This is a genomic window from Klebsiella sp. PK18 (assembly GCF_057784655.1).
On sequence record NZ_CM173493.1, the window covers coordinates 3,784,526 to 3,804,311 of the forward strand.

The following is a 19,786-nucleotide window of genomic DNA, read 5'->3' on the forward strand; positions in this document are numbered from 1 at the left end:
ATTGAGTTAGTGACTTCCCGCAAATTTTTAGTCTTTACTGACACGCGCGCTTTTAACGAGATAAATTGTTAAGCCCATCACAAATTAAAATCATTTTTTTCCTTTTCCCTATGCTGGCTATCACGACTGCGCCACGCTGTTCGCTATTTTCTTTTAGAAACGCCCTGCCCAGGATGCTGCCATGAGTCAACCGCTGCCCAATAAAAATTTGCCGATGCCCTCTTTACGCAATATCCAGGCCTTTATTGAAGTCGCCGCTACCGGCAGCCTCAACCTGGCCGCAGAGAATCTCAATATTACCGCCTCGGCGGTCAGCCATCAGATAGCCAGCCTGGAGCACTTTCTGGGGAAAAAACTGTTCTCCCGCAGCAGTAAAGGCGTCATGTTAACGGCGGTGGGAGAAAAATATCTCAAAGAGGTCTCCGGGGCGCTGAATATGATTGGCCAGGCCACCAGCCAGGTGATCAACGATATCCATCAGGATTATTTACGTATTCACTCGGCGCCGAGCTTCGGCCTGCTGTGGTTGATGCCTCGCCTGGATAAATTTCGCCAGGCGTGGCCGGAGTTAAAAATCAGCCTGACCTGTTCCTACGAAAGCATCCAGTTCTCCCGGGATAATATTGATATCGATATTCGTCACGGGCTATCACAGTGGCCAACGCTGTTGGTCAGAACCATTAAAAATGAGTGCGTCTTGCCCTACAGCGCAGCGTCTTATTTAGCCAGCCATCCTGTGCATGCGGTGGAAGATCTGCTGGCCTGCGATCTGATCCACTCCGACAGCACCTTAATTAACTGGAGCAGTTGGCTGTCGTGGCACAAGGTCCGCGGCTGGCATAAAAACTTCATTTTTAATTTCGACCGGTCGTACATGAGCATCGAGGCGGCCAGAATGGGGATGGGCGTGATCCTCGAAAGCAATCTGCTGGCCGGCGGGCACGTGCGTCAGGGGCAGCTGACGCCGGTATTTGACGACGAGCGGAGTATGCCGGTCGGCGCGCACCACTTCGTTCTTCCCCATGCCAATGAACAGAAGGAGAAGGTCCAGCGTTTCTTCGCCTGGGTCGCCGGGGAGCTGAAAGAGGAAGGGTTCCATATTTGATCCCGGCTGGTGGACAAACCGCCGATCGAGGCCTAAAGTTAATCAATCGATTGATTAACTTTTACCGAGCGCGATGACTAGTAAAGGCGAACAGGCAAAAAATCAGCTTATCGCGGCCGCTATCGCCCAGTTTGGCGAGTATGGTCAGCATGCCACCACCCGCGATATCGCCGCCCAGGCCGGGCAGAATATCGCCGCTATCACCTATTATTTTGGCTCGAAAGACGACTTATATCTCGCCTGTGCCCAATGGATCGCCGATTTTATCGGCGACAATTTTCGCCCACAGGCCGAAGCGGCGGAGGCCCTGCTCGCCGGGAAGTCGCCGGATCGCCAGGCAATACGCGCCCTCATTCTCAACGCCTGCCATAACATGATCCTGCTGCTGACCCAGGATGATACGGTCAACTTAAGCAAATTCATTTCCCGTGAGCAGCTGGCGCCGACCGCCGCCTACCATCTGATCCACCAGCAGGTGATCGCCCCCCTGCACCACTATCTCACCCGGCTGATTGCCGCCTGGACAGGCCGCGATGCCGGTGATACGCAAATGATCCTCCACACCCACGCCCTGCTGGGCGAGGTGCTGGCTTTCCGTCTTGGGCGTGAAACCATCCTGCTGCGCACCGGCTGGACGCAGTTTGACGCGCAAAAGACCGAACAGATTTTCGAGGTCATTACCTGTCATATCGATTTCATTCTGCAAGGGTTATCGCAAAGGAGTTTGGGCTGATGAAAAAACCCGTCGTCGTCATTCTGTTGATCGTGATTCTTCTCGCCGCGCTGGGCGGCGGCTGGTGGTGGTACCAGAGCAGCCGGCAGCAGCCGCTGACCCTGTATGGCAATGTCGATATCCGCACCGTCAACATGAGCTTCCGCGTCGGCGGCAGACTGGCTTCGCTGACCGTCGACGAAGGCGACAGCATCCGCGCCGGGCAAACTCTCGGCGAGCTTGATCGCGCGCCGTATGAAAATGCCCTGCTGCAGGCCCAGGCCAACGTCTCTACCGCCCAGGCGCAGTATGACCTGATGATGGCCGGCTACCGCGCGGAAGAGATTGCCCAGGCCGCAGCGGCGGTGAAACAGGCGCAGGCCGCTTACGACTATGCGCAAAACTTTTATCAGCGCCAGCTCGGGCTGCGCGCCAGCAGCGCGATTTCCGCCAACGATCTGGAGAATGCCCGTTCCTCGCGCGACCAGGCGCAGGCAACGCTCAAATCAGCGCAGGACAAACTGCGTCAGTACCGCGCCGGTAACCGCCCGCAGGAAATTGCCCAGGCCAAAGCCAGTCTGGAACAGGCGCAGGCGGCGCTGGCCCAGGCCAAACTGGACCTGCACGATACCGTGCTCACCGCCCCTTCCGACGGTACGCTGATGACCCGTGCCGTCGAGCCCGGCACCATGCTCAACGCCGGCGGCACCGTACTGACGCTGTCGTTAACCCATCCGGTATGGGTCCGCGCCTATGTTGACGAAAAAAACCTTGGTCAGGCGCAGCCGGGACGTGAAGTGCTGCTGTATACCGATAGCCGGCCGGATAAGCCCTATCACGGCAAAATCGGCTTTGTCTCGCCAAGCGCTGAATTCACGCCGAAGACCGTTGAAACGCCGGATCTGCGTACCGACCTCGTTTATCGTCTGCGTATTGTGGTGAACGATGCCGACGGCGCCCTGCGCCAGGGGATGCCGGTGACCGTCTCCTTTAACCACGGGAACGGACATGAGTGAGGCCATCATTGCCTTAAACGGTCTGAGCCGCCGTTTTCCCGGAATGGACAGGCCAGCGGTGGCGCCGCTCACCTGCACGATCCACGCCGGCTACGTCACCGGGCTGGTGGGGCCCGACGGCGCGGGGAAAACCACCCTGATGCGAATGCTGGCCGGTTTGCTCAAGCCTGATGAGGGCCGCGCCAGCGTGATCGGCTTCGACCCGCTAAAAGACGACAGCGCTCTGCACGCGGTGCTCGGCTATATGCCGCAGAAGTTCGGCCTGTATGAAGATCTGACGGTGATGGAAAACCTGACCCTGTACGCCGACCTGCGCAGCGTCACCGGCGAGGCGCGGAAGAAAATTTTCGACCGTCTGCTGGAGTTCACCTCCCTTGGCCCGTTCACCGAACGGCTGGCAGGCAAGCTTTCCGGCGGCATGAAGCAAAAGCTGGGGCTCGCCTGTACCCTGGTGGGCGACCCGAAAGTACTGCTGCTGGATGAGCCCGGCGTCGGCGTCGACCCTATCTCGCGCCGCGAGCTGTGGCAGATGGTGCACGAGCTGGCCGGCGAAGGCATGCTGATCCTGTGGAGCACCTCCTATCTCGATGAAGCGGAACAATGCCGCGACGTGCTGCTGATGAACGAAGGCAAACTGCTCTACCAGGGTGAGCCGACGGCGCTGACGCAAACCATGGCCGGGCGCAGTTTCCTCGTCTCCAGCCCACAGGAAAACAACCGCCGTCTGCTGCAGCGGGCGCTGAAACTGCCGCAGGTCAGCGATGGCGTGATCCAGGGCAAATCGGTGCGCCTGATCCTGAAAAAGGACGCCCGCATTGAGGAAGTCCAGCAGCATGGCGACATGCCGCCGCTGCAGGTGGCCGACACCGCGCCGCGCTTTGAAGATGCGTTTATCGATCTGCTCGGCGGAGCGGGAACCGCCGAATCGCCGTTGGGAGCGATTATCCATCGTGTTGACGGCAGCAAAGACGAAACGGTCATTGAAGCCCAGTCGTTAACGAAAAAGTTTGGTGATTTCGCCGCTACCGACCACGTCGATTTCCAGGTTAAGCGCGGTGAAATTTTCGGCCTGCTCGGCCCCAACGGCGCCGGGAAATCCACCACCTTCAAAATGATGTGCGGCCTGCTGGTGCCCACCTCCGGCAAAGCGCTGGTTCTGGGGATGGATCTTAAGGTCAGCTCTGGCAAGGCGCGCCAACATCTGGGCTATATGGCGCAAAAATTTTCGCTGTACGGCAACCTCAGCGTCGAGCAGAACCTGCGCTTTTTCTCCGGCGTCTATGGCCTGCGCGGCCGGGCGCAAAATGAAAAAATCGCCCGAATGAGCGATGCCTTTGGCCTGAAAAGTATCGCCCGTCACGCCGCCGACGAGCTGCCGCTCGGCTACAAGCAGCGGCTGGCGCTGGCCTGCTCGCTGATGCATGAGCCCGATATTCTGTTTCTCGATGAACCGACCTCCGGCGTCGACCCCATCACCCGCCGCGAGTTCTGGCTGCATATCAACAGCATGGTCGATAAAGGGGTGACGGTGATGGTGACCACCCACTTTATGGATGAGGCGGAATACTGCGACCGTATCGGGCTGGTTTACCACGGTAAACTTATCGCCAGCGGCACCCCGGACGCGCTGAAGGCCCAGGCAGCGGATGACAGCCAGACGGACCCGACCATGGAGCAGGCGTTCATTACCCTGATTAACCGCTGGGATAAGGAGAATAGCCATGAGCAATAGCATTCTCTCCTGGCGGCGGGTCCGCGCCCTGTGCGTGAAAGAGACCCGGCAGATCGTCCGCGATCCCAGCAGCTGGCTGATCGCGGTGGTGATCCCGCTACTCCTGCTGTTTATCTTCGGCTATGGCATTAACCTCGACTCCAGCAAACTGCGGGTCGGCGTATTGCTGGAGCAACAGAGCGAAGAGGCGCTGGATTTCGTCCATACCATGACCGGCTCGCCCTATATCGACGCCACGGTCAGCGATAATCGCCAGCAACTGATTCAAATGATGCAGGCCGGGCGCATCCGCGCCATGGTGGTCATTCCGGTGGACTTCGACCGCCAGATGGCCCGCGCCGGCGCCGACGCACCGCTGCAGCTCATCACCGACGGCAGCGAGCCCAATACCGCCAACTTCGCTCAGGGCTACGTGGAAGGTATCTGGCAGATCTGGCAGCAGCAGCGGGCGGAAGACCGCGGCGAAACCTTTGAACCGCTGATCGACGTGCAGATGCGCTACTGGTTTAACCCGGCGGCTATTAGCCAGCACTTTATTATCCCCGGCGCAATTACCATCATCATGACCGTGGTCGGCGCGATCCTGACCTCGCTGGTGGTGGCGCGCGAATGGGAGCGCGGCACCATGGAGGCGCTGCTGTCGACGGAGATCACCCGCGCCGAACTGCTGCTATGCAAGCTCATTCCCTACTATTTCCTCGGCATGCTGGCGATGTTGCTCTGTATGCTGGTGTCGGTATTTATTCTCGGCGTGCCCTATCGCGGCTCGCTGCCGATCCTGTTTGTCATCACCAGTCTGTTTTTGCTCAGCACCCTGGGGATGGGGCTGCTGATCTCAACCATTACCCGCAACCAGTTTAACGCCGCGCAGGTGGCGCTGAATGCCGCGTTTTTACCGTCGATTATGCTGTCCGGGTTTATTTTCCAGATAGACAGTATGCCGGCGGTGATCCGCGCGGTGACCTACGTGATCCCGGCGCGCTATTTCGTCAACACCCTGCAAAGCCTGTTTCTGGCGGGCAATATTCCGGTGGTGCTGCTGGTGAATGTGCTGTTTTTGATTGCGTCGGCGGTGATGTTTATCGGCCTGACGTGGTTAAAAACCAAGCGGCGTCTGGATTAGGTTTTGCCCGGTGGCGCTGCGCTGACCGGGCCTACGGTTTAACCAACATCGATTATACGGTTCGCCGATCCCCCAGGCCGGGCAAACGCAGTGCCGCCCGGCGTGGTTGAATGGGCCAAAGGAGCAATTATGTTTCACCGTTTATGGACATTGATCCGCAAAGAGCTGCAGTCGCTGCTGCGCGAGCCGCAAACGCGGGCAATTTTAATCATGCCGGTGCTGATTCAGGTATTGTTGTTTCCCTTTGCCGCGACGCTGGAGGTGACCAACGCCACCATCGCCATCTACAACGAAGACAGCGGCCGCCACGCGGTGGAACTCACTCAGCGCTTCGCCCGCGCCAAAGCCTTTACCCACGTCCTGTTGCTGAAAAGCCCGCAAGCGATCCAGCCGACCATCGATGAACAAAAAGCCCTGCTGGTGGTACGCTTCCCGGCGGATTTCTCGCGTAATCTCGACAACTATCAAACCGCCCCGCTGCAGCTCCTGCTCGACGGGCGCAACTCCAACAGCGCGCAAATCGCCGCCAACTACCTGCAGCAGATCGTAAAAAACTATCAGCAGGAGCTGCTGGAGGGGAAAGCGAAGCCGAACAACAGCGAACTGGTGGTGCGCAACTGGTACAACCCGAATCTCGACTATAAGTGGTTCGTGGTGCCGTCGCTTATCGCCATGATCACCACCATCGGAGTGATGATCGTGACGTCGTTGTCGGTGGCCCGTGAGCGCGAACAGGGTACCCTCGATCAGCTGCTGGTCTCGCCCCTCGCCACCTGGCAAATCTTCGTTGGCAAAGCAGTGCCGGCGCTGATCGTCGCCACCCTGCAGGCGACTATCGTGCTGGCGATTGGTATCTGGGCCTATCAGATCCCGTTTGCCGGCTCGCTGCTGCTGTTCTATTTCACGATGGTGATTTATGGCTTATCGCTGGTGGGCTTCGGTTTATTGATTTCATCGCTGTGCGCCACCCAGCAGCAGGCGTTTATCGGCGTGTTCGTCTTTATGATGCCGGCGATCCTGCTTTCGGGCTACGTTTCACCGGTGGAAAATATGCCGCAGTGGCTGCAGGATCTGACCTGGATAAACCCGATCCGCCATTTTACCGATATCACCAAGCAAATTTATCTGAAGGATGCGAGTCTGAAGATTGTGTGGGGAAGTTTGTGGCCGCTACTGGTCATAGCGGCCACCACCGGCTCAGCGGCGTATGCGATGTTCCGAAGAAAGATTGCGTAGTTTTTTATCTTTCGCCAGCAGCGAGACCACCGCCGGGCCTGCCAGTATCACCAGCCCGGCGAGGGCCAGCAGCAGGTTGTTGTGCAGCACGCGCGACAGCAGCCACAGCGCTATCATGGCCGCGCCAAAGTACCAGGTGGTGGTGAGCTCCTCAAGGAAGTCTCCCACATCGCGCCAGCGCGCCTCGTGGTGACGCTGCAAAAACAGCATCGCCAGCAGCGTGACGCTATAGAGGACGCACAGCCCCAATCCGACGCGCACCAGCGCGCCGCTCATCCATCCCATCACCAGCACTGCCACGACCAGTAGATGCAACATAATCTGCCAGCAACTAAGACCTGTTGCGACGCGTACACGTTGTTGCCACTTCATGGCTTCTCTCCTGAAGGATTTTTCTCTGCTACTCAGAGTACCGCACTTTACGGAAAATTCCGTAACACCGCATCTTTTTGTGACGTCTACTACACTATTTTATTCAGGAAAGTGACATTTACTGGAGAATTATGGCTGAGCCAACGTCGGGATTTTCGTTGAACGTGCTGACAATTAACACCCATAAAGGCTTTACGGCGTTTAATCGGCGTTTTATTTTGCCCGAGTTGCGCGACGCCGTGCGCAGCGTCAGCGCGGATATTGTTTGCCTGCAGGAAGTGATGGGCGCTCACGAGGTTCACCCGCTGCACATCGAGAACTGGCCAGATACCACCCATTATGAATTTCTCGCCGACACCATGTGGAGCGATTACGCCTACGGGCGCAACGCAGTCTATCCGGAAGGCCACCACGGCAATGCCGTACTGTCGCGCTTTCCCATTGAATACTATGAAAATCGGGATATTTCAGTCGGCAACGGCGAGAAACGCGGTCTGCTTTACTGCCGCATCGTGCCGCCAGAGAGCGGCGTGACGATCCATGTGATCTGCGTTCACCTGGGTTTACGCGCCGGCCAACGGCAGGCGCAGTTGACCATGCTGGCAGAATGGGTCAATACCCTCCCCGCCGGTGAGCCGGTGGTGGTGGCCGGGGATTTTAACGACTGGCGTCAGCAGGCGAATCAGCCGTTAAAAGCGCAAGCCGGGCTGGAAGAGATCTTTACCCGCGCCCGCGGACGGCCGGCGCGTACGTTTCCGGTCAGTTTTCCGCTGCTGCGCCTCGATCGTATTTATGTCAAAAACGCCCACGCCAGCCACCCGAAGGCGCTGGCCCTCAAACAATGGCGGCATCTGTCCGATCATGCGCCCCTTAGCGTGGAGATACACTTGTGAAATGTCGTTGGCAGGAAGGCAACCGCATTACGCTACTGGAGAACGGCGACCAGTACTATCCGGCGCTGTTTGCGGCTATTGGTCGCGCCAGCCGGCGGGTGATCCTCGAATCCTTTATCTGGTTTGAAGATGAGGTGGGCTGGCGGCTGCACGCGGTGCTGCTGAAAGCCGCCCGCCGCGGTATTCAGGTGGAGGTGCTGCTTGACGGCTACGGCTCGCCGGATCTCAGCGATGAGTTTGTCGGCGAACTGACCGCCGCCGGGGTGATTTTTCGCTACTACGATCCGCGCCCTAAGCTGATGGGGATGCGCACCAACCTGTTCCGTCGGATGCACCGTAAAATCGTGGTGATTGACGACACCACCGCCTTTGTCGGCGGCATCAACTACTCCGCCGAGCATATGAGCGACTACGGCCCGGAGGCGAAACAGGATTATGCGGTGCAGGTCGAGGGGCCGGTGGTGCTTGATATTCTCCAGTTCGAGCTGGAGAACCTGCCCAACAGCGAAACCGCCCGCCGCTGGTGGCGCCGCCGTCGCCACCAGCCAGAGATCAACCAGACTCCCGGCGAGGCGCAGGCGCTGTTCATCTGGCGCGACAACCAGGATCACCGCGACGATATCGAACGCCACTACCTGAAGATGCTCACCAGCGCCCGCCGGGAGGTGATCATTGCCAACGCCTATTTCTTTCCCGGCTACCGCCTGCTGCATGCGATGCGCAACGCTGCGCGACGCGGCGTGCGGGTCAAGCTGATCGTCCAGGGCGAGCCGGATATTCCGATTGTGAAGTTTGGCGCCCACCTGCTCTATCACTATCTCGTTAAGGGCGGGGTGCAGATCTACGAATATCGCCGCCGTCCGCTGCATGGCAAGGTCGCCCTGGCGGATGACCACTGGGCCACCGTCGGGTCGAGCAACCTGGATCCATTGAGCCTGTCGCTGAATCTGGAAGCCAATCTGATTATCCACGACCGGGTGTTTAACCAGACGCTGCGCGATAACCTTAACGGGCTTATCGCCAGGGATTGCCAGCGGATCGATAAAACGATGCTGCCGAAACGCAACTGGTGGCGGCTGGGCGTCAGCGTGATGGCCTTCCACTTTCTGCGCCACTTCCCGGCGTGGGTCGGCTGGCTACCAGCCCATACGCCGCGGCTGGCCAGGGTCAGCCCGCCGGTGCAGCCGGAGATTGAAACCCAGGATCGTGTCGACTCACAAACCAGGGATAATCCGCTATGAGCAAATCGCATCCCCGCTGGCGGATGGCGAAAAGAGTACTTACCGTGCTCTTTTTTATCGCGGTGATCGTCCTGCTGGTGATTTACGCGCAAAAAGTCGACTGGCAGGACGTGTGGAAGGTGATCCGCGGCTACGATCGGCTGGCCTTGTTTAGCGCCATTGCGCTGGTCATCGTCAGCTATCTGATCTACGGCTGCTACGATCTGCTTGGCCGGGCCTATTGTGGGCATAAGCTGGCGAAACGCCAGGTGATGCTGGTGTCGTTTATCTGCTATGCCTTTAACCTGACGCTCAGCACCTGGGTCGGCGGGATCGGCATGCGCTACCGGCTGTACTCGCGGCTGGGGCTCAACGGCGGCACCATCACCCGTATTTTTTCATTAAGCATTACCACCAACTGGCTGGGCTATATCCTGCTCGGTGGGGTGATATTTACGGCGGATCTGGTGAAGCTGCCGCCGCACTGGTACATCAGCCAGACCACTCTGCGCATTATCGGTGGGGTGATGCTGATCCTTACGCTTTGCTATCTGTTCGGTTGCGCGTTTGCCAAACGCCGTCACCTGACGATTAAAGGCCAGCGGCTGGTGCTGCCCTCCTGGCGCTTCGCGTTGCTGCAGATGGGGATTTCGGCGGCGAACTGGATGGCGATGGGGGCGATAATCTGGCTGCTGTTGGGTAGCGAAATTAACTATTTCCTGGTATTAGGGGTGCTGCTGGTGAGCAGTATCGCCGGGGTGATCGTTCATATTCCGGCCGGTATCGGCGTGCTGGAGGCGGTGTTTATCGCCATGCTCTCCGGAGAGGAGATTTCGAAGGGCGCGATTATCGCCGCCCTGCTCGCCTGGCGCGCGCTCTATTATTTCCTGCCGCTGCTGCTGGCGACGGTGGCTTATCTGCTGCTGGAGAGTCGAGCGAAAAAGCTGCGGCAAAAGAACCAGCGTAAGCTGGCCCGCGAATGACACCGCCAGGTCGCGCTGCGCTTGCCGGGCCTGCGGGGTGTGAGCCTGTGAGAGGATCCTGTAGTCCGGGTAAGGCGCCAGCCGCCACCCGGCAATACCAGGGGTACCGTGCCTGATATCTTGCCCGGCGGCGCTGCGCTTGGCAGGTCTAAACGCCAGCCGGACGGTTCCCTCTCCCTCCGGGAGAGGGACAGGGTGAGGGGAAGCACTGCGGTGTGGTTGTTTATATTATCTGTGGCTTCAGCGTAGTTTGCGCTCCCGGTTAGTCTTCTGCGTTATGTCTCTTATGGCGCAGGGAGCGCACAGGGGGCGGCCAGTCGCCGCCGCCCCCTGTACCCCCGGGCTCCGGCCAGCAAAATCGCCACTTCGTGGTGCCTTCGACTTATCCCTGCAGGCTTCGGGTCGGGCCGAGGCAGCGTCCGTGCAAAACACGGCCCTCAGCCCGCATCCCTGCGGGCTGCCCCGGCCTTCCGGGAACGTCTCAGCGATTTTGAGGCCGTCAGCACCGGCAGTTTCAGCAAGAAAGGTGAATAAATTAACGACAGGTCGCACGCACCGTAAGCCGGATAAGGCGCCAGCCGCCACCCGGCAACATCACGGGTACCGTGCCTGAAATCTCGCCCGGCGGCGCTGCGGCTTGCACGGGCCTACGGGGTGTGAGCCTGTGAGAGGCTCCTGTAGGCCGGGTCAGGCGCCAGCCGCTACCCGGCAGCACCACGGGTACCGTGCCTGATGCCATCGCCCGGCGGCGCTGCGCTTGCTCGGGCCTACGGGGTGTGAGCCTGTGAGAGGATCCTGTAGGCCGGGTAAGGCGCCACCCGCCACCCGGCAGCACCACGGGTACCGTGCCTGATGCCATCGCCCGGCGGCGCTGCGCTTGCACGGGCCTACGGGGTGTGAGCCTGTGAGAGGATCCTGTAGGCCGGGTAAGGCGCAGCCGCCACCCGGCAAAATCACGGGTACCGTGCCTGATATATCGCCCGGCGGCGCTGCTCTTACCGGGCGTTAGGAGATGCAACTCTTTGATATTAAGAGGTTAGCGGCGGTTGCCCATAATACGCAGCAGCATCAGGAACAGGTTGATAAAGTCCAGGTACAGCGTTAAGGCCCCGAGGATCGAGTATTTACGCAGCGTGGCGCTGTCGCGGGTGTCAATCTGCTCGCCGATGTTTTTCAGCTTCTGGGTGTCATACGCCGTCAGGCCGACAAACAGCACCACCCCAATGTAGGTCACCGCCCACATCAGCGCCTCGCTCTTCAGCCACAAGTTGACCAGCGATGCCAGCACGATGCCAATCAGCCCCATAAACAGCATGCTGCCGAAGCCGCTCAGATCGCGCTTCGTGGTGTAACCATACAAGCTCATCGCCCCGAACATCCCGCCGGTGACCACAAAGGTGCTGGCGATCGATGAGTAGGTATAGGCGATAAAAATGCTCGACAGCGTCAGCCCGGTCAGCGCCGAGTAGAGCATAAACAGCGTGGTGGCCATCCCGGCGCTCAGCCGCTGCACCATCCCCGACAGCACAAACACCAGCGCCAGCTGGGCAATAATCAGCCCGAAGAAAGTGATTTTGCTCGAAAAGACGAACATCATCACCGCCGGGGTATTCGCCGCAAACCACGCGATAAACGCCGTCAGCAGCAGGCCGACCGTCATCCAGCCGTATACCTGCGCCATGTAAGTCTGCAGGCCGGTACGGCCCTGCACGATTGAATCGGAACGCGGATATCTGTCCATGACTCTCTCCTGATTAACAAAGTTTCACCCTGTAAGCGTATCACACTACCAGCGCTCTGCCGCCTGACGATCGCTGTCGCGGGCGTCGACCCAGCGTTCCCCTTCCGGCGTCGCCTCACGCTTCCAGAACGGCGCGCGGGTTTTCAGGTAGTCCATAATAAACTCGCCCGCGGCGAAGGCGCTGCCGCGGTGGGCGCTGGTGACGCCGACAAACACAATCTCTTCCCCCGGCCACATTTCGCCGATGCGGTGGATAACCGTCACCCGGCCCAGCGGCCAGCGCTCGCGCGCCAGGTTGACAATTTCCGCCAGTGATTTCTCGGTCATCCCCGGATAGTGCTCGAGGGTCAGCGCTTTTACGCTGTCGCCAAGATTGTGATTGCGCACTTTACCAGTGAAGGTGACCACCGCACCGTCTTCATCGCGCTCGGCCAGCCACGGATACTCATCGCCGACGCAAAAGCGCGCCGGGCTAACCACGATACGAGTTTGCGTCATCTTAGCCCCCGGTAACCGGTGGGAAAAATGCCACTTCGTCACCGCTGGCGACAGGATGGTCAAACGCGGTCAGCGTCTGGTTGACTGCCGCCAGCAGCTTGCCCTCTTCCAGGGCCAGCGCCCAGCGGTCGCCGCGGGCGGCAAGCTGTTGGCGCACGGCCTCGACGGTTGCCAGGTCGCGGGCGTCGAGTGTCAGGGCATCGGTGCCGACCAGTTCGCGCACCTGGGCGAAAAACAGAACCTTAATCATGGCGTTCGTCCACCTTAAAATCGCCGGACTTGCCGCCGCTTTTCGCCAGCAGGCGCAGCGGACCAATGACCATATCTTTTTGCACCGCCTTGCACATGTCGTAGATGGTCAGCGCGGCAACGGAGGCGGCGGTTAATGCTTCCATCTCGACGCCGGTTTTACCGGTCAGACGGCAGAGCGACTCAATGCGCACCCGGTTATGTTCCGGCTGCGCCTGCAGATTGACTTCCACTTTGCTCAGCATCAGCGGATGACACAGCGGGATCAGCTCCCACGTACGTTTTGCCGCCTGGATCCCGGCGATACGCGCGGTGGCGAACACATCGCCTTTGTGGTGGCTGCCGTCGATAATCATCGCCAGCGTCGCCGCCTGCATTTCGACATAAGCCTCGGCGCGCGCTTCGCGCACCGTTTCCGCTTTGCCGGAGACATCCACCATATGGGCTTCGCCCGCGGCGTTAATATGGGTCAGTTGTGACATAGATTATTTCTTCAGGTGAGGAATGAAGTTACACGGACGGGTGCGAGCATCCAGCTGCGGGGCAATGATGTTGTCCCACGCCGTGCGGCAGGCTTTGGTCGAGCCCGGCATGGCAAAAATCAGCGTGCGGTTGGCGACGCCGGCCACGGCCCGGGACTGCAGCGTCGAGGTGCCGATCTCTTCGAACGACAGCATGCGGAACACTTCGCCAAAGCCTTCGACCTCACGGTCAAACAGCGGCAGCAGCGCTTCCGGCGCCTGGTCACCCTCGGTGAACCCGGTCCCGCCGGTGATCAGCACCACCTGCACGTCATCGCTGGCGATCCACGCCGACACCTGGGCGCGGATGGCGTAGCGGTTTTCTTTCACAATCGCCTTATCGACGACATGGTGTCCCGCCTCCTGCGCCGCCTCGCGCAGCCAGTGGCCGGAGGTATCATCCTCTTCGCCACGACGGCTGGAAACAGTAAGAATAGCAATACGGGTCGGAATAAACTCAGCGCTAGCCTGGCTCATCTGAATGCTCCTTTCTAAAACGATTAACCGCCAATATAGGACAGGTTCTGCGTAATACCGGTGTTGCCCTGATGCAGGAAATGGGTCTGCTTTTTATGGGTCAAGGCTTCGGCTATCCGCGCTTCCAGCTCGGCCTGTTGCTCGTCCTCAGCCATCAGGTCGCGCAGGTCGACGCCGCCTTCGCCAAACAGACACAGGTGCAGTTTGCCAACGGATGAGACGCGCAGACGGTTGCAGGTGGCGCAGAAATCTTTTTCATACGGCATGATGAGGCCGATTTCACCGGCGTAATCCGGGTGACAAAAGACCTGCGCCGGGCCATCGCTGCGCTGGCGGATCTGGTGGATCCAGCCGCGGCGCAGCAGCTCGTCGCGCAGCACCATGCCGGAGAGATGGTGACGGCGGAACAGATCGCTGCCCTCTCCGGTTTCCATCAGCTCAATAAAACGCAGCTGAATACGACGGGGTTGGATCCACGCGAGAAAGGTATCGAGCTGGTGATGATTAACATCACGCATCAGCACGGTATTGACCTTCACCTTGTCAAAGCCCGCGGCGAAAGCAGCATCAATGCCGTCCATCACCTGGTGGAACTTGTCCTGGCCGGTGATGGCATGAAATTGACGGGCGTCGAGGCTATCAACGCTGACGTTAATCGCCGTCAGCCCGGCATCGCGCCAGCGTTCGACATCGCGCGCCAGGCGGTAACCGTTGGTGGTAACCGCAATCTGACGGATCGCCGGGTTTTCACGCACCGCGGCAATGATTTCGGTGAAGTCGCGACGCAGAGAGGGTTCCCCACCGGTGAGGCGAACTTTTTCGGTGCCCAGCGCGGAGAAAGCGCGCGTGACGCGGCGCACTTCGTCTACGCTGAGAAAGCCGTTGTTATTGACGGCGCCGGGTTTGTAGCCGTCCGGCAGGCAGTAGGTGCAACGGAAGTTGCACACATCGGTAATCGACAGACGCAGGTAAAAAAACTTACGCGCGAATGCATCGGTAAGCTGTGAGGCCATATACACCTTTCCAAATACGGGAGGCGCGGTCATTTCTTCCCACGCCCTGGCGACACCCGGAGGAGTCGCGGCCAAACCGCCATATCTTTTGACACAGGCGAAGAGGCTAGAGTGTTAACAGGTTATGCCGATAGTAGCGCGTTACGGACGGTTTCGCCATTTGCGATTTCGTTATATAACATTGTATATATCGCTACCTTCGTGCATTTTCGCTACAGAATAGCCATAAATCATTTTTTTGCCTTGATGTCGGTCAGTTTGTCGGGCTCCTCCCATCGTCTTTTAGGGGTAGATCGGGTAGTGTGTGGCCGTTTATGTGAAATAAGGAATTTCTATGCGCAATCGTACATTCGCTGACCTCGATCGGGTGGTCGCGCTCGGCGGCGGGCATGGTCTGGGCCGGGTGATGTCCTCCCTCTCCTCGCTCGGCTCGCGGCTGACCGGCATTGTCACCACCACCGACAACGGGGGCTCCACCGGGCGGATCCGCCGCTCGGAAGGCGGCATTGCCTGGGGCGATATGCGCAACTGCATCAATCAGTTAATTGCCGAGCCCAGCGTGGCGTCGGCGATGTTCGAGTATCGTTTTAGCGGTAATGGCGAACTTTCCGGGCATAACCTCGGGAATCTGATGTTAAAGGCGCTGGACCACCTGAGCGTGCGGCCTTTAGAAGCTATCAATTTAATCAGAAACCTGCTCAAAGTAGACGCGTTTCTTATCCCGATGTCGGAACAACCGGTGGATTTGATGGCGCTCGATCATGAAGGCCATGAAGTTTACGGCGAAGTGAATATCGATCAGCTCGACAACCTACCGCAGGAGCTGATGCTTACCCCACCGGTACCCGCCACCCGCGAGGCGGTGGAAGCGATCGCCGAAGCCGATCTGATCCTCATCGGCCCGGGCAGCTTTTACACCAGCCTGCTGCCGATCCTGCTGCTCGACGAGATGGCCCAGGCGCTGCGCCGCACCCCGGCGCCGATGGTGTTTATCGATAACCTCGGCAAAGAGCACAGCCCGGCGGCGAGGCTGTCGCTGGCGGAACGCATTGCGATTATGGAGCGCTATGTGGGTAAGCGGGTGGTGGATGCGGTGATCGCCGGGCCAAAAGCCGATATCCGTGGCATCAACGACCGGCTGGTGATCCAGACGCCGCTGGAGGCCAGTGACGTGCCCTATCGCCATGATCGGGCGCTGCTTCGCGGCGCGCTGGAAAAGGCGATTCAGCTTCCTGGCTGACGCTGCGCGCCGGAGGGCCAACCTTCGGTGCACCTTAAAATCTTAAGGTTGTCTTAAAATAGGGCTGGCACTATACGCTTATCTCTTTCTGTGGGTAGGTATTATGTCGTTATTGCCTCTGCGTCGGCCGCTCTTCAGCCGCACGACTTATTTGATTCTCTTTGCTTGCTATATCGGTATCTTTCTCAACCTGGCTTTTTATCGCCAGGTTTTCCCGTTACTGCCGGTAAACAGCCTGCATAACTGGCTGGTATTCCTCAGTATGCCGATCGTGGCCATTAGCGTGATGAATATCATCACCACCCTCGCCTCGTTCCTGAAGCTCGATCGGGTGGTCATCAGCCTGTTTATTCTGCTCAGCGCGTCGGCGCAGTACTTTATCTGGAACTTCGGGGTAGTGATCGACCGCAGCATGATCACCAATATCCTCGACACCACTCCAGCGGAGAGCTTTGCTCTGCTCTCCGGCGAAATGATCGCCGTCCTCGGCCTCTCGGGGGTTTTAGCGGTATTCGTCGCCTGGTGGGTGAAAATCCGTAAGCCCGCCACGCGGTGGCGCGGCGCGGCGATGCGCCTGCTCAATATCGCCGTTTCGGCGCTGCTGATTATTCTGGTGGCCGCGCTGTTCTACAAAGATTACGCCTCGGTGTTCCGTAACAACAAAGAGCTGGTGAAATCCCTGAGTCCCTCCAACAGCATTGTGGCGCTGAACTCGTGGTATGCGCACAACCGCATGGACAATCTGCCGCTGGTGAAGATTGGCGAAGATGCCAGGCAGAAACCGGTGATGCATAGCGGCCCCCGCAAAAACCTGACGATTGTGGTGCTGGGCGAAACCTCACGCGCCGGGAACTTCTCGCTGGGCGGCTACGATCGGGAGACTAACCCACGCCTGCAACAGGACGACGTGGTGTACTTCCCGAAAACCACCTCCTGCGGCACGGCAACTGCGGTTTCCGTCCCCTGTATGTTCTCCAATATGCCGCGCGCGCATTACGATGAAGAACTGGCGCACCATCAGGAAGGCGTCCTGGATATTCTGCAGCGCGCCGGTGTTCAGGTGCTGTGGAACGACAATGACGGTGGCTGTAAAGGCGCCTGTGACCGTGTACCGCACCAGAACGTCACCGACCTGCACCTCAGCGGTCAGTGCATCGACGGCGAGTGCTACGATGAGGTCCTGTTCCATAATCTGGACAGTTACATCGACAACCTGAAACAGGATGGCATTATCGTACTGCATACTATCGGCAGCCACGGCCCGACCTATTACAACCGCTATCCGGCTGAATTCAAAAAATTCACCCCGACCTGCGATACCAATGAAATCCAAAGTTGTACGCAACAACAGTTGACCAATACCTACGACAACACCATTCTGTATGTCGACTATGTTGTTGATAAAGCGATAAAATTACTGCAATCCAAACAGGATAAATTTACCACTAGTCTGGTTTATTTGTCAGACCACGGCGAATCGCTGGGTGAAGATGGCGTCTATTTGCATGGTCTGCCGTACTCAATTGCGCCGGATACGCAAAAACACGTGCCCATGCTGCTGTGGCTGTCGCCGGATTACCAGCAACGTTACGGTGTCTCCAGCCAGTGTTTGCAACAACAGGCCAAGACGAAGGATTATTCACAAGATAATCTGTTCTCCACCCTGCTCGGCCTGCTCGGCGTCAGCACCCACGAGTACCAGGCAGCAGATGATATTTTAACGCCATGTAGAGAGGCTGGTTGATGAAAATCTTAGTCATTGAAGACGATGCGCTGCTGTTGCAGGGGTTGATTCTGGCGATGCAAAGTGAAGGATACGTATGCGACGGCGTCTCCACAGCGCACGAAGCGGCGCTATCGTTGGCCAGCAATCACTACAGCCTGATCGTACTCGACCTCGGCCTGCCGGATGAAGACGGTCTGCATTTTCTCACCCGCATGCGGCGGGAGAAGATGACCCAGCCGGTGCTGATCCTCACCGCCCGCGATACGCTTGAGGATCGCATTAGCGGTCTCGATACCGGCGCGGATGACTATCTGGTGAAACCCTTTGCCCTGGAAGAGCTGAATGCGCGCATTCGCGCCCTGCTCCGCCGGCATAATAACCAGGGCGATAACGAAATCAGCGTCGGCGATCTGCGCCTCAACGTCACCCGCCGCCTGGTGTGGCTGGGTGAGGCGGCGCTGGAATTGACGCCAAAAGAGTATGCCCTGCTGTCGCGGCTGATGATGAAAGCCGGTAGCCCGGTGCATCGTGAAATCCTCTACAACGACATCTACAGCTGGGACAACGAGCCGGCGACCAATACCCTTGAGGTGCATATTCATAACCTGCGCGAAAAGATTGGCAAATCGCGGATCCGCACCGTCAGGGGTTTTGGCTATATGCTGGCTAACCACATCGACACGGAATAGACCATGGCTCTGTTTGCAACCGAAACCTGGACCATGCGCCACCGGCTGCTGCTGACCATTGGCGCCATCCTGGTGGTCTGCCAGCTGATCAGCGTCTTCTGGCTATGGCATGAGAGCAAAGAGCAGATCCAGCTGCTGGTGGCCAGCGCCATCGAAGGCCACAATAACCAGAAACATGTGGAGCATGAGGTACGGGAAGCGGTCGCCAGCCTGCTGGTGCCGAGCCTGTTGATCGTTGGCCTGGCGCTGTATATCAGCATGCTGGCGGTGCGCAAGATCACCCGCCCGCTCTCCCGACTGCAAAGCGAGCTGGAGAGCCGCACGCCGGACAACCTCACCCCCATCGTGCTCAGCGAATCGGTGCCCGAAGTCACGGCGGTGACCACCGCCCTGAATCAGCTGGTTTCCCGTCTCAATCTGACCCTCGACCGTGAGCGGCTGTTTACCGCCGACGTGGCGCATGAGCTACGTACCCCGCTGGCCGGCCTGCGGTTGCACCTCGAACTACTGGCGAAAGTGCACGGCGTGGGCGTCGACCCGCTGATCCAGCGCCTCGACCAGATGACCACCAGCATTTCGCAGCTGCTGCAGCTGGCGCGCGTCGGACAGTCTTTTTCCGCCGGCAGCTATCAGCAGGTGCTGCTGCTGGATGACGTGGTCAAACCGCTGCAGGATGAGCTGGAGACCATGCTGGCGCAGCGTCAGCAGCGGCTGCTGCTGACGGATGTCGAAAGCGAGGCCATCGTCTCTGGCGACGCGACGTTAATCCGTGTGATCCTGCGCAATCTGGTGGAGAATGCTCACCGCTACAGCCCGGAAGGGTCAACTATCCGCGTGTCGGTGAAAGCGGGCCTGATGCCGGTGATGGCGGTGGAAGATGAAGGCCCAGGGATTGATGAGGCGAAAAGCGGCGAACTCAGTAAAGCGTTTGTGCGCATGGACAGTCGCTACGGCGGCATAGGCCTCGGACTGAGCATCGTCACGCGCATTGCTCAGCTGCATGACGCCCAGTTCTTCCTGCACAACCGCCAGCCGGGGCCCGGCGTCCGCGCGTGGGTGTTATTCCCGCGGCGCGCGGGTCAGAACGTCAGTACCCACTGATGGAAAAAGGCAACAATAATAACCAGGGCGGTGGCGACCGCCAGATATTCACGGAAGTTGATTTTTTGCATGGGCGCTATCCTCATCATGGGGAGGTTAGTGTCGCCTGGCGAGATTAAGCAAACATTAAGAAGGCCGC

Annotated in this window: 20 protein-coding genes and 1 riboswitch; of the genes, 13 read left to right on the forward strand and 7 right to left on the reverse strand. The window is 58.8% G+C overall.

The annotated features are described in order from the left end of the window. Window positions 1-181: 181 nt before the first annotated feature. The 6 genes from AC3EMD_RS18475 (at window position 182) to AC3EMD_RS18500 (ending at window position 6,924) form a co-directional block, all read left to right on the forward strand. On the forward strand, window positions 182-1,105 hold the full coding sequence (locus AC3EMD_RS18475; protein WP_012542386.1) for a LysR substrate-binding domain-containing protein: 924 nt from the start codon (window positions 182-184) through the stop codon (window positions 1,103-1,105). A 73-nt stretch (window positions 1,106-1,178) separates the two neighbouring features. Then, window positions 1,179-1,838 (forward strand): transcriptional regulator CecR, encoded by a 660-nt coding sequence (cecR, locus tag AC3EMD_RS18480; RefSeq protein ID WP_012542387.1) that lies wholly within the window; start codon window positions 1,179-1,181, stop codon window positions 1,836-1,838. Continuing rightward, window positions 1,838-2,833, forward strand: a complete 996-nt coding sequence (gene hlyD / locus AC3EMD_RS18485; protein ID WP_008805759.1) for a secretion protein HlyD — start codon at window positions 1,838-1,840, stop codon at window positions 2,831-2,833. The genes cecR and hlyD overlap by 1 nt, the downstream gene beginning before the upstream one ends. Then, a complete protein-coding gene (locus tag AC3EMD_RS18490; RefSeq protein WP_302073635.1) occupies window positions 2,826-4,565 on the forward strand; it encodes an ATP-binding cassette domain-containing protein in 1,740 nt (579 codons plus the stop codon). Before hlyD ends, AC3EMD_RS18490 begins: the two co-directional genes overlap by 8 nt. Next, on the forward strand, window positions 4,555-5,688 hold the full coding sequence (locus AC3EMD_RS18495) for an ABC transporter permease (RefSeq protein WP_008805757.1): 1,134 nt from the start codon (window positions 4,555-4,557) through the stop codon (window positions 5,686-5,688). Before AC3EMD_RS18490 ends, AC3EMD_RS18495 begins: the two co-directional genes overlap by 11 nt. A 129-nt stretch (window positions 5,689-5,817) precedes the next feature. Further along, the gene (locus AC3EMD_RS18500) at window positions 5,818-6,924 is read left to right on the forward strand and encodes an ABC transporter permease (protein WP_012542389.1); all 1,107 of its coding nucleotides are present in this window, start codon (window positions 5,818-5,820) and stop codon (window positions 6,922-6,924) included. On the opposite strand, the gene AC3EMD_RS18505 is transcribed toward AC3EMD_RS18500, so the two are convergent. Continuing rightward, entirely contained in the window at window positions 6,886-7,296 is a 411-nt protein-coding gene (locus AC3EMD_RS18505; protein ID WP_012542390.1) for a YbhQ family protein, read from the reverse strand. The genes AC3EMD_RS18500 and AC3EMD_RS18505 overlap by 39 nt on opposite strands. 131 nt (window positions 7,297-7,427) lie before the next feature. Between AC3EMD_RS18505 and AC3EMD_RS18510 the strand changes: the two genes are divergently transcribed. The 3 genes from AC3EMD_RS18510 to AC3EMD_RS18520 are packed head-to-tail and all read left to right on the forward strand — an operon-like array spanning window position 7,428 to window position 10,392. After that, a complete protein-coding gene (locus AC3EMD_RS18510; RefSeq protein WP_302073636.1) occupies window positions 7,428-8,189 on the forward strand; it encodes an endonuclease/exonuclease/phosphatase family protein in 762 nt (253 codons plus the stop codon). Continuing rightward, entirely contained in the window at window positions 8,186-9,430 is a 1,245-nt protein-coding gene (clsB, locus tag AC3EMD_RS18515; protein WP_008805753.1) for a cardiolipin synthase ClsB, read from the forward strand. Before AC3EMD_RS18510 ends, clsB begins: the two co-directional genes overlap by 4 nt. Continuing rightward, the gene (locus tag AC3EMD_RS18520; protein ID WP_023322254.1) at window positions 9,427-10,392 is read left to right on the forward strand and encodes a lysylphosphatidylglycerol synthase domain-containing protein; all 966 of its coding nucleotides are present in this window, start codon (window positions 9,427-9,429) and stop codon (window positions 10,390-10,392) included. Before clsB ends, AC3EMD_RS18520 begins: the two co-directional genes overlap by 4 nt. A gap of 1,036 nt (window positions 10,393-11,428) precedes the next feature. On the opposite strand, the gene AC3EMD_RS18525 is transcribed toward AC3EMD_RS18520, so the two are convergent. From AC3EMD_RS18525 to moaA, 6 genes are all read right to left on the reverse strand, one after another. Continuing rightward, complete coding sequence (locus tag AC3EMD_RS18525) at window positions 11,429-12,133, reverse strand: Bax inhibitor-1/YccA family protein (protein ID WP_004142079.1); 705 nt, start codon at window positions 12,131-12,133, stop codon at window positions 11,429-11,431. Window positions 12,134-12,178: 45 nt separating this feature from the next. Beyond that, complete coding sequence (gene moaE, locus AC3EMD_RS18530; RefSeq protein ID WP_064170525.1) at window positions 12,179-12,631, reverse strand: molybdopterin synthase catalytic subunit MoaE; 453 nt, start codon at window positions 12,629-12,631, stop codon at window positions 12,179-12,181. Window position 12,632: 1 nt separating this feature from the next. After that, the gene (gene moaD / locus AC3EMD_RS18535) at window positions 12,633-12,881 is read right to left on the reverse strand and encodes a molybdopterin synthase sulfur carrier subunit (RefSeq protein ID WP_012968665.1); all 249 of its coding nucleotides are present in this window, start codon (window positions 12,879-12,881) and stop codon (window positions 12,633-12,635) included. Next, on the reverse strand, window positions 12,874-13,362 hold the full coding sequence (gene moaC / locus AC3EMD_RS18540) for a cyclic pyranopterin monophosphate synthase MoaC (protein WP_008805748.1): 489 nt from the start codon (window positions 13,360-13,362) through the stop codon (window positions 12,874-12,876). The genes moaD and moaC overlap by 8 nt, the downstream gene beginning before the upstream one ends. A gap of 3 nt (window positions 13,363-13,365) precedes the next feature. Further along, window positions 13,366-13,878: a molybdenum cofactor biosynthesis protein B gene (moaB, locus tag AC3EMD_RS18545; protein ID WP_008805747.1), complete on the reverse strand. Its 513-nt coding sequence runs from the start codon at window positions 13,876-13,878 to the stop codon at window positions 13,366-13,368. 23 nt (window positions 13,879-13,901) lie between these two features. Further along, window positions 13,902-14,891, reverse strand: a complete 990-nt coding sequence (gene moaA / locus AC3EMD_RS18550) for a GTP 3',8-cyclase MoaA (protein WP_022065255.1) — start codon at window positions 14,889-14,891, stop codon at window positions 13,902-13,904. After that, a riboswitch (molybdenum cofactor riboswitch) is annotated at window positions 14,879-15,017 on the reverse strand. (Overlaps the previous gene by 13 nt.) Window positions 15,018-15,225: 208 nt before the next feature. Here moaA and yvcK point away from each other — a divergent pair. The 4 genes from yvcK to pmrB all read left to right on the forward strand — a co-directional run bounded on the left by yvcK (window position 15,226) and on the right by pmrB (window position 19,647). Continuing rightward, entirely contained in the window at window positions 15,226-16,131 is a 906-nt protein-coding gene (yvcK, locus tag AC3EMD_RS18555) for a uridine diphosphate-N-acetylglucosamine-binding protein YvcK (RefSeq protein WP_008805745.1), read from the forward strand. A 103-nt stretch (window positions 16,132-16,234) separates the two neighbouring features. Further along, window positions 16,235-17,875, forward strand: a complete 1,641-nt coding sequence (gene eptA, locus AC3EMD_RS18560) for a phosphoethanolamine transferase EptA (RefSeq protein WP_012542393.1) — start codon at window positions 16,235-16,237, stop codon at window positions 17,873-17,875. Next, a complete protein-coding gene (pmrA, locus tag AC3EMD_RS18565) occupies window positions 17,875-18,546 on the forward strand; it encodes a two-component system response regulator PmrA (RefSeq protein ID WP_023297250.1) in 672 nt (223 codons plus the stop codon). The genes eptA and pmrA overlap by 1 nt, the downstream gene beginning before the upstream one ends. Before the next feature lie 3 nt (window positions 18,547-18,549). Beyond that, complete coding sequence (pmrB, locus tag AC3EMD_RS18570) at window positions 18,550-19,647, forward strand: two-component system sensor histidine kinase PmrB (protein WP_012968668.1); 1,098 nt, start codon at window positions 18,550-18,552, stop codon at window positions 19,645-19,647. The last annotated feature ends 139 nt before the right edge of the window (window positions 19,648-19,786 follow it).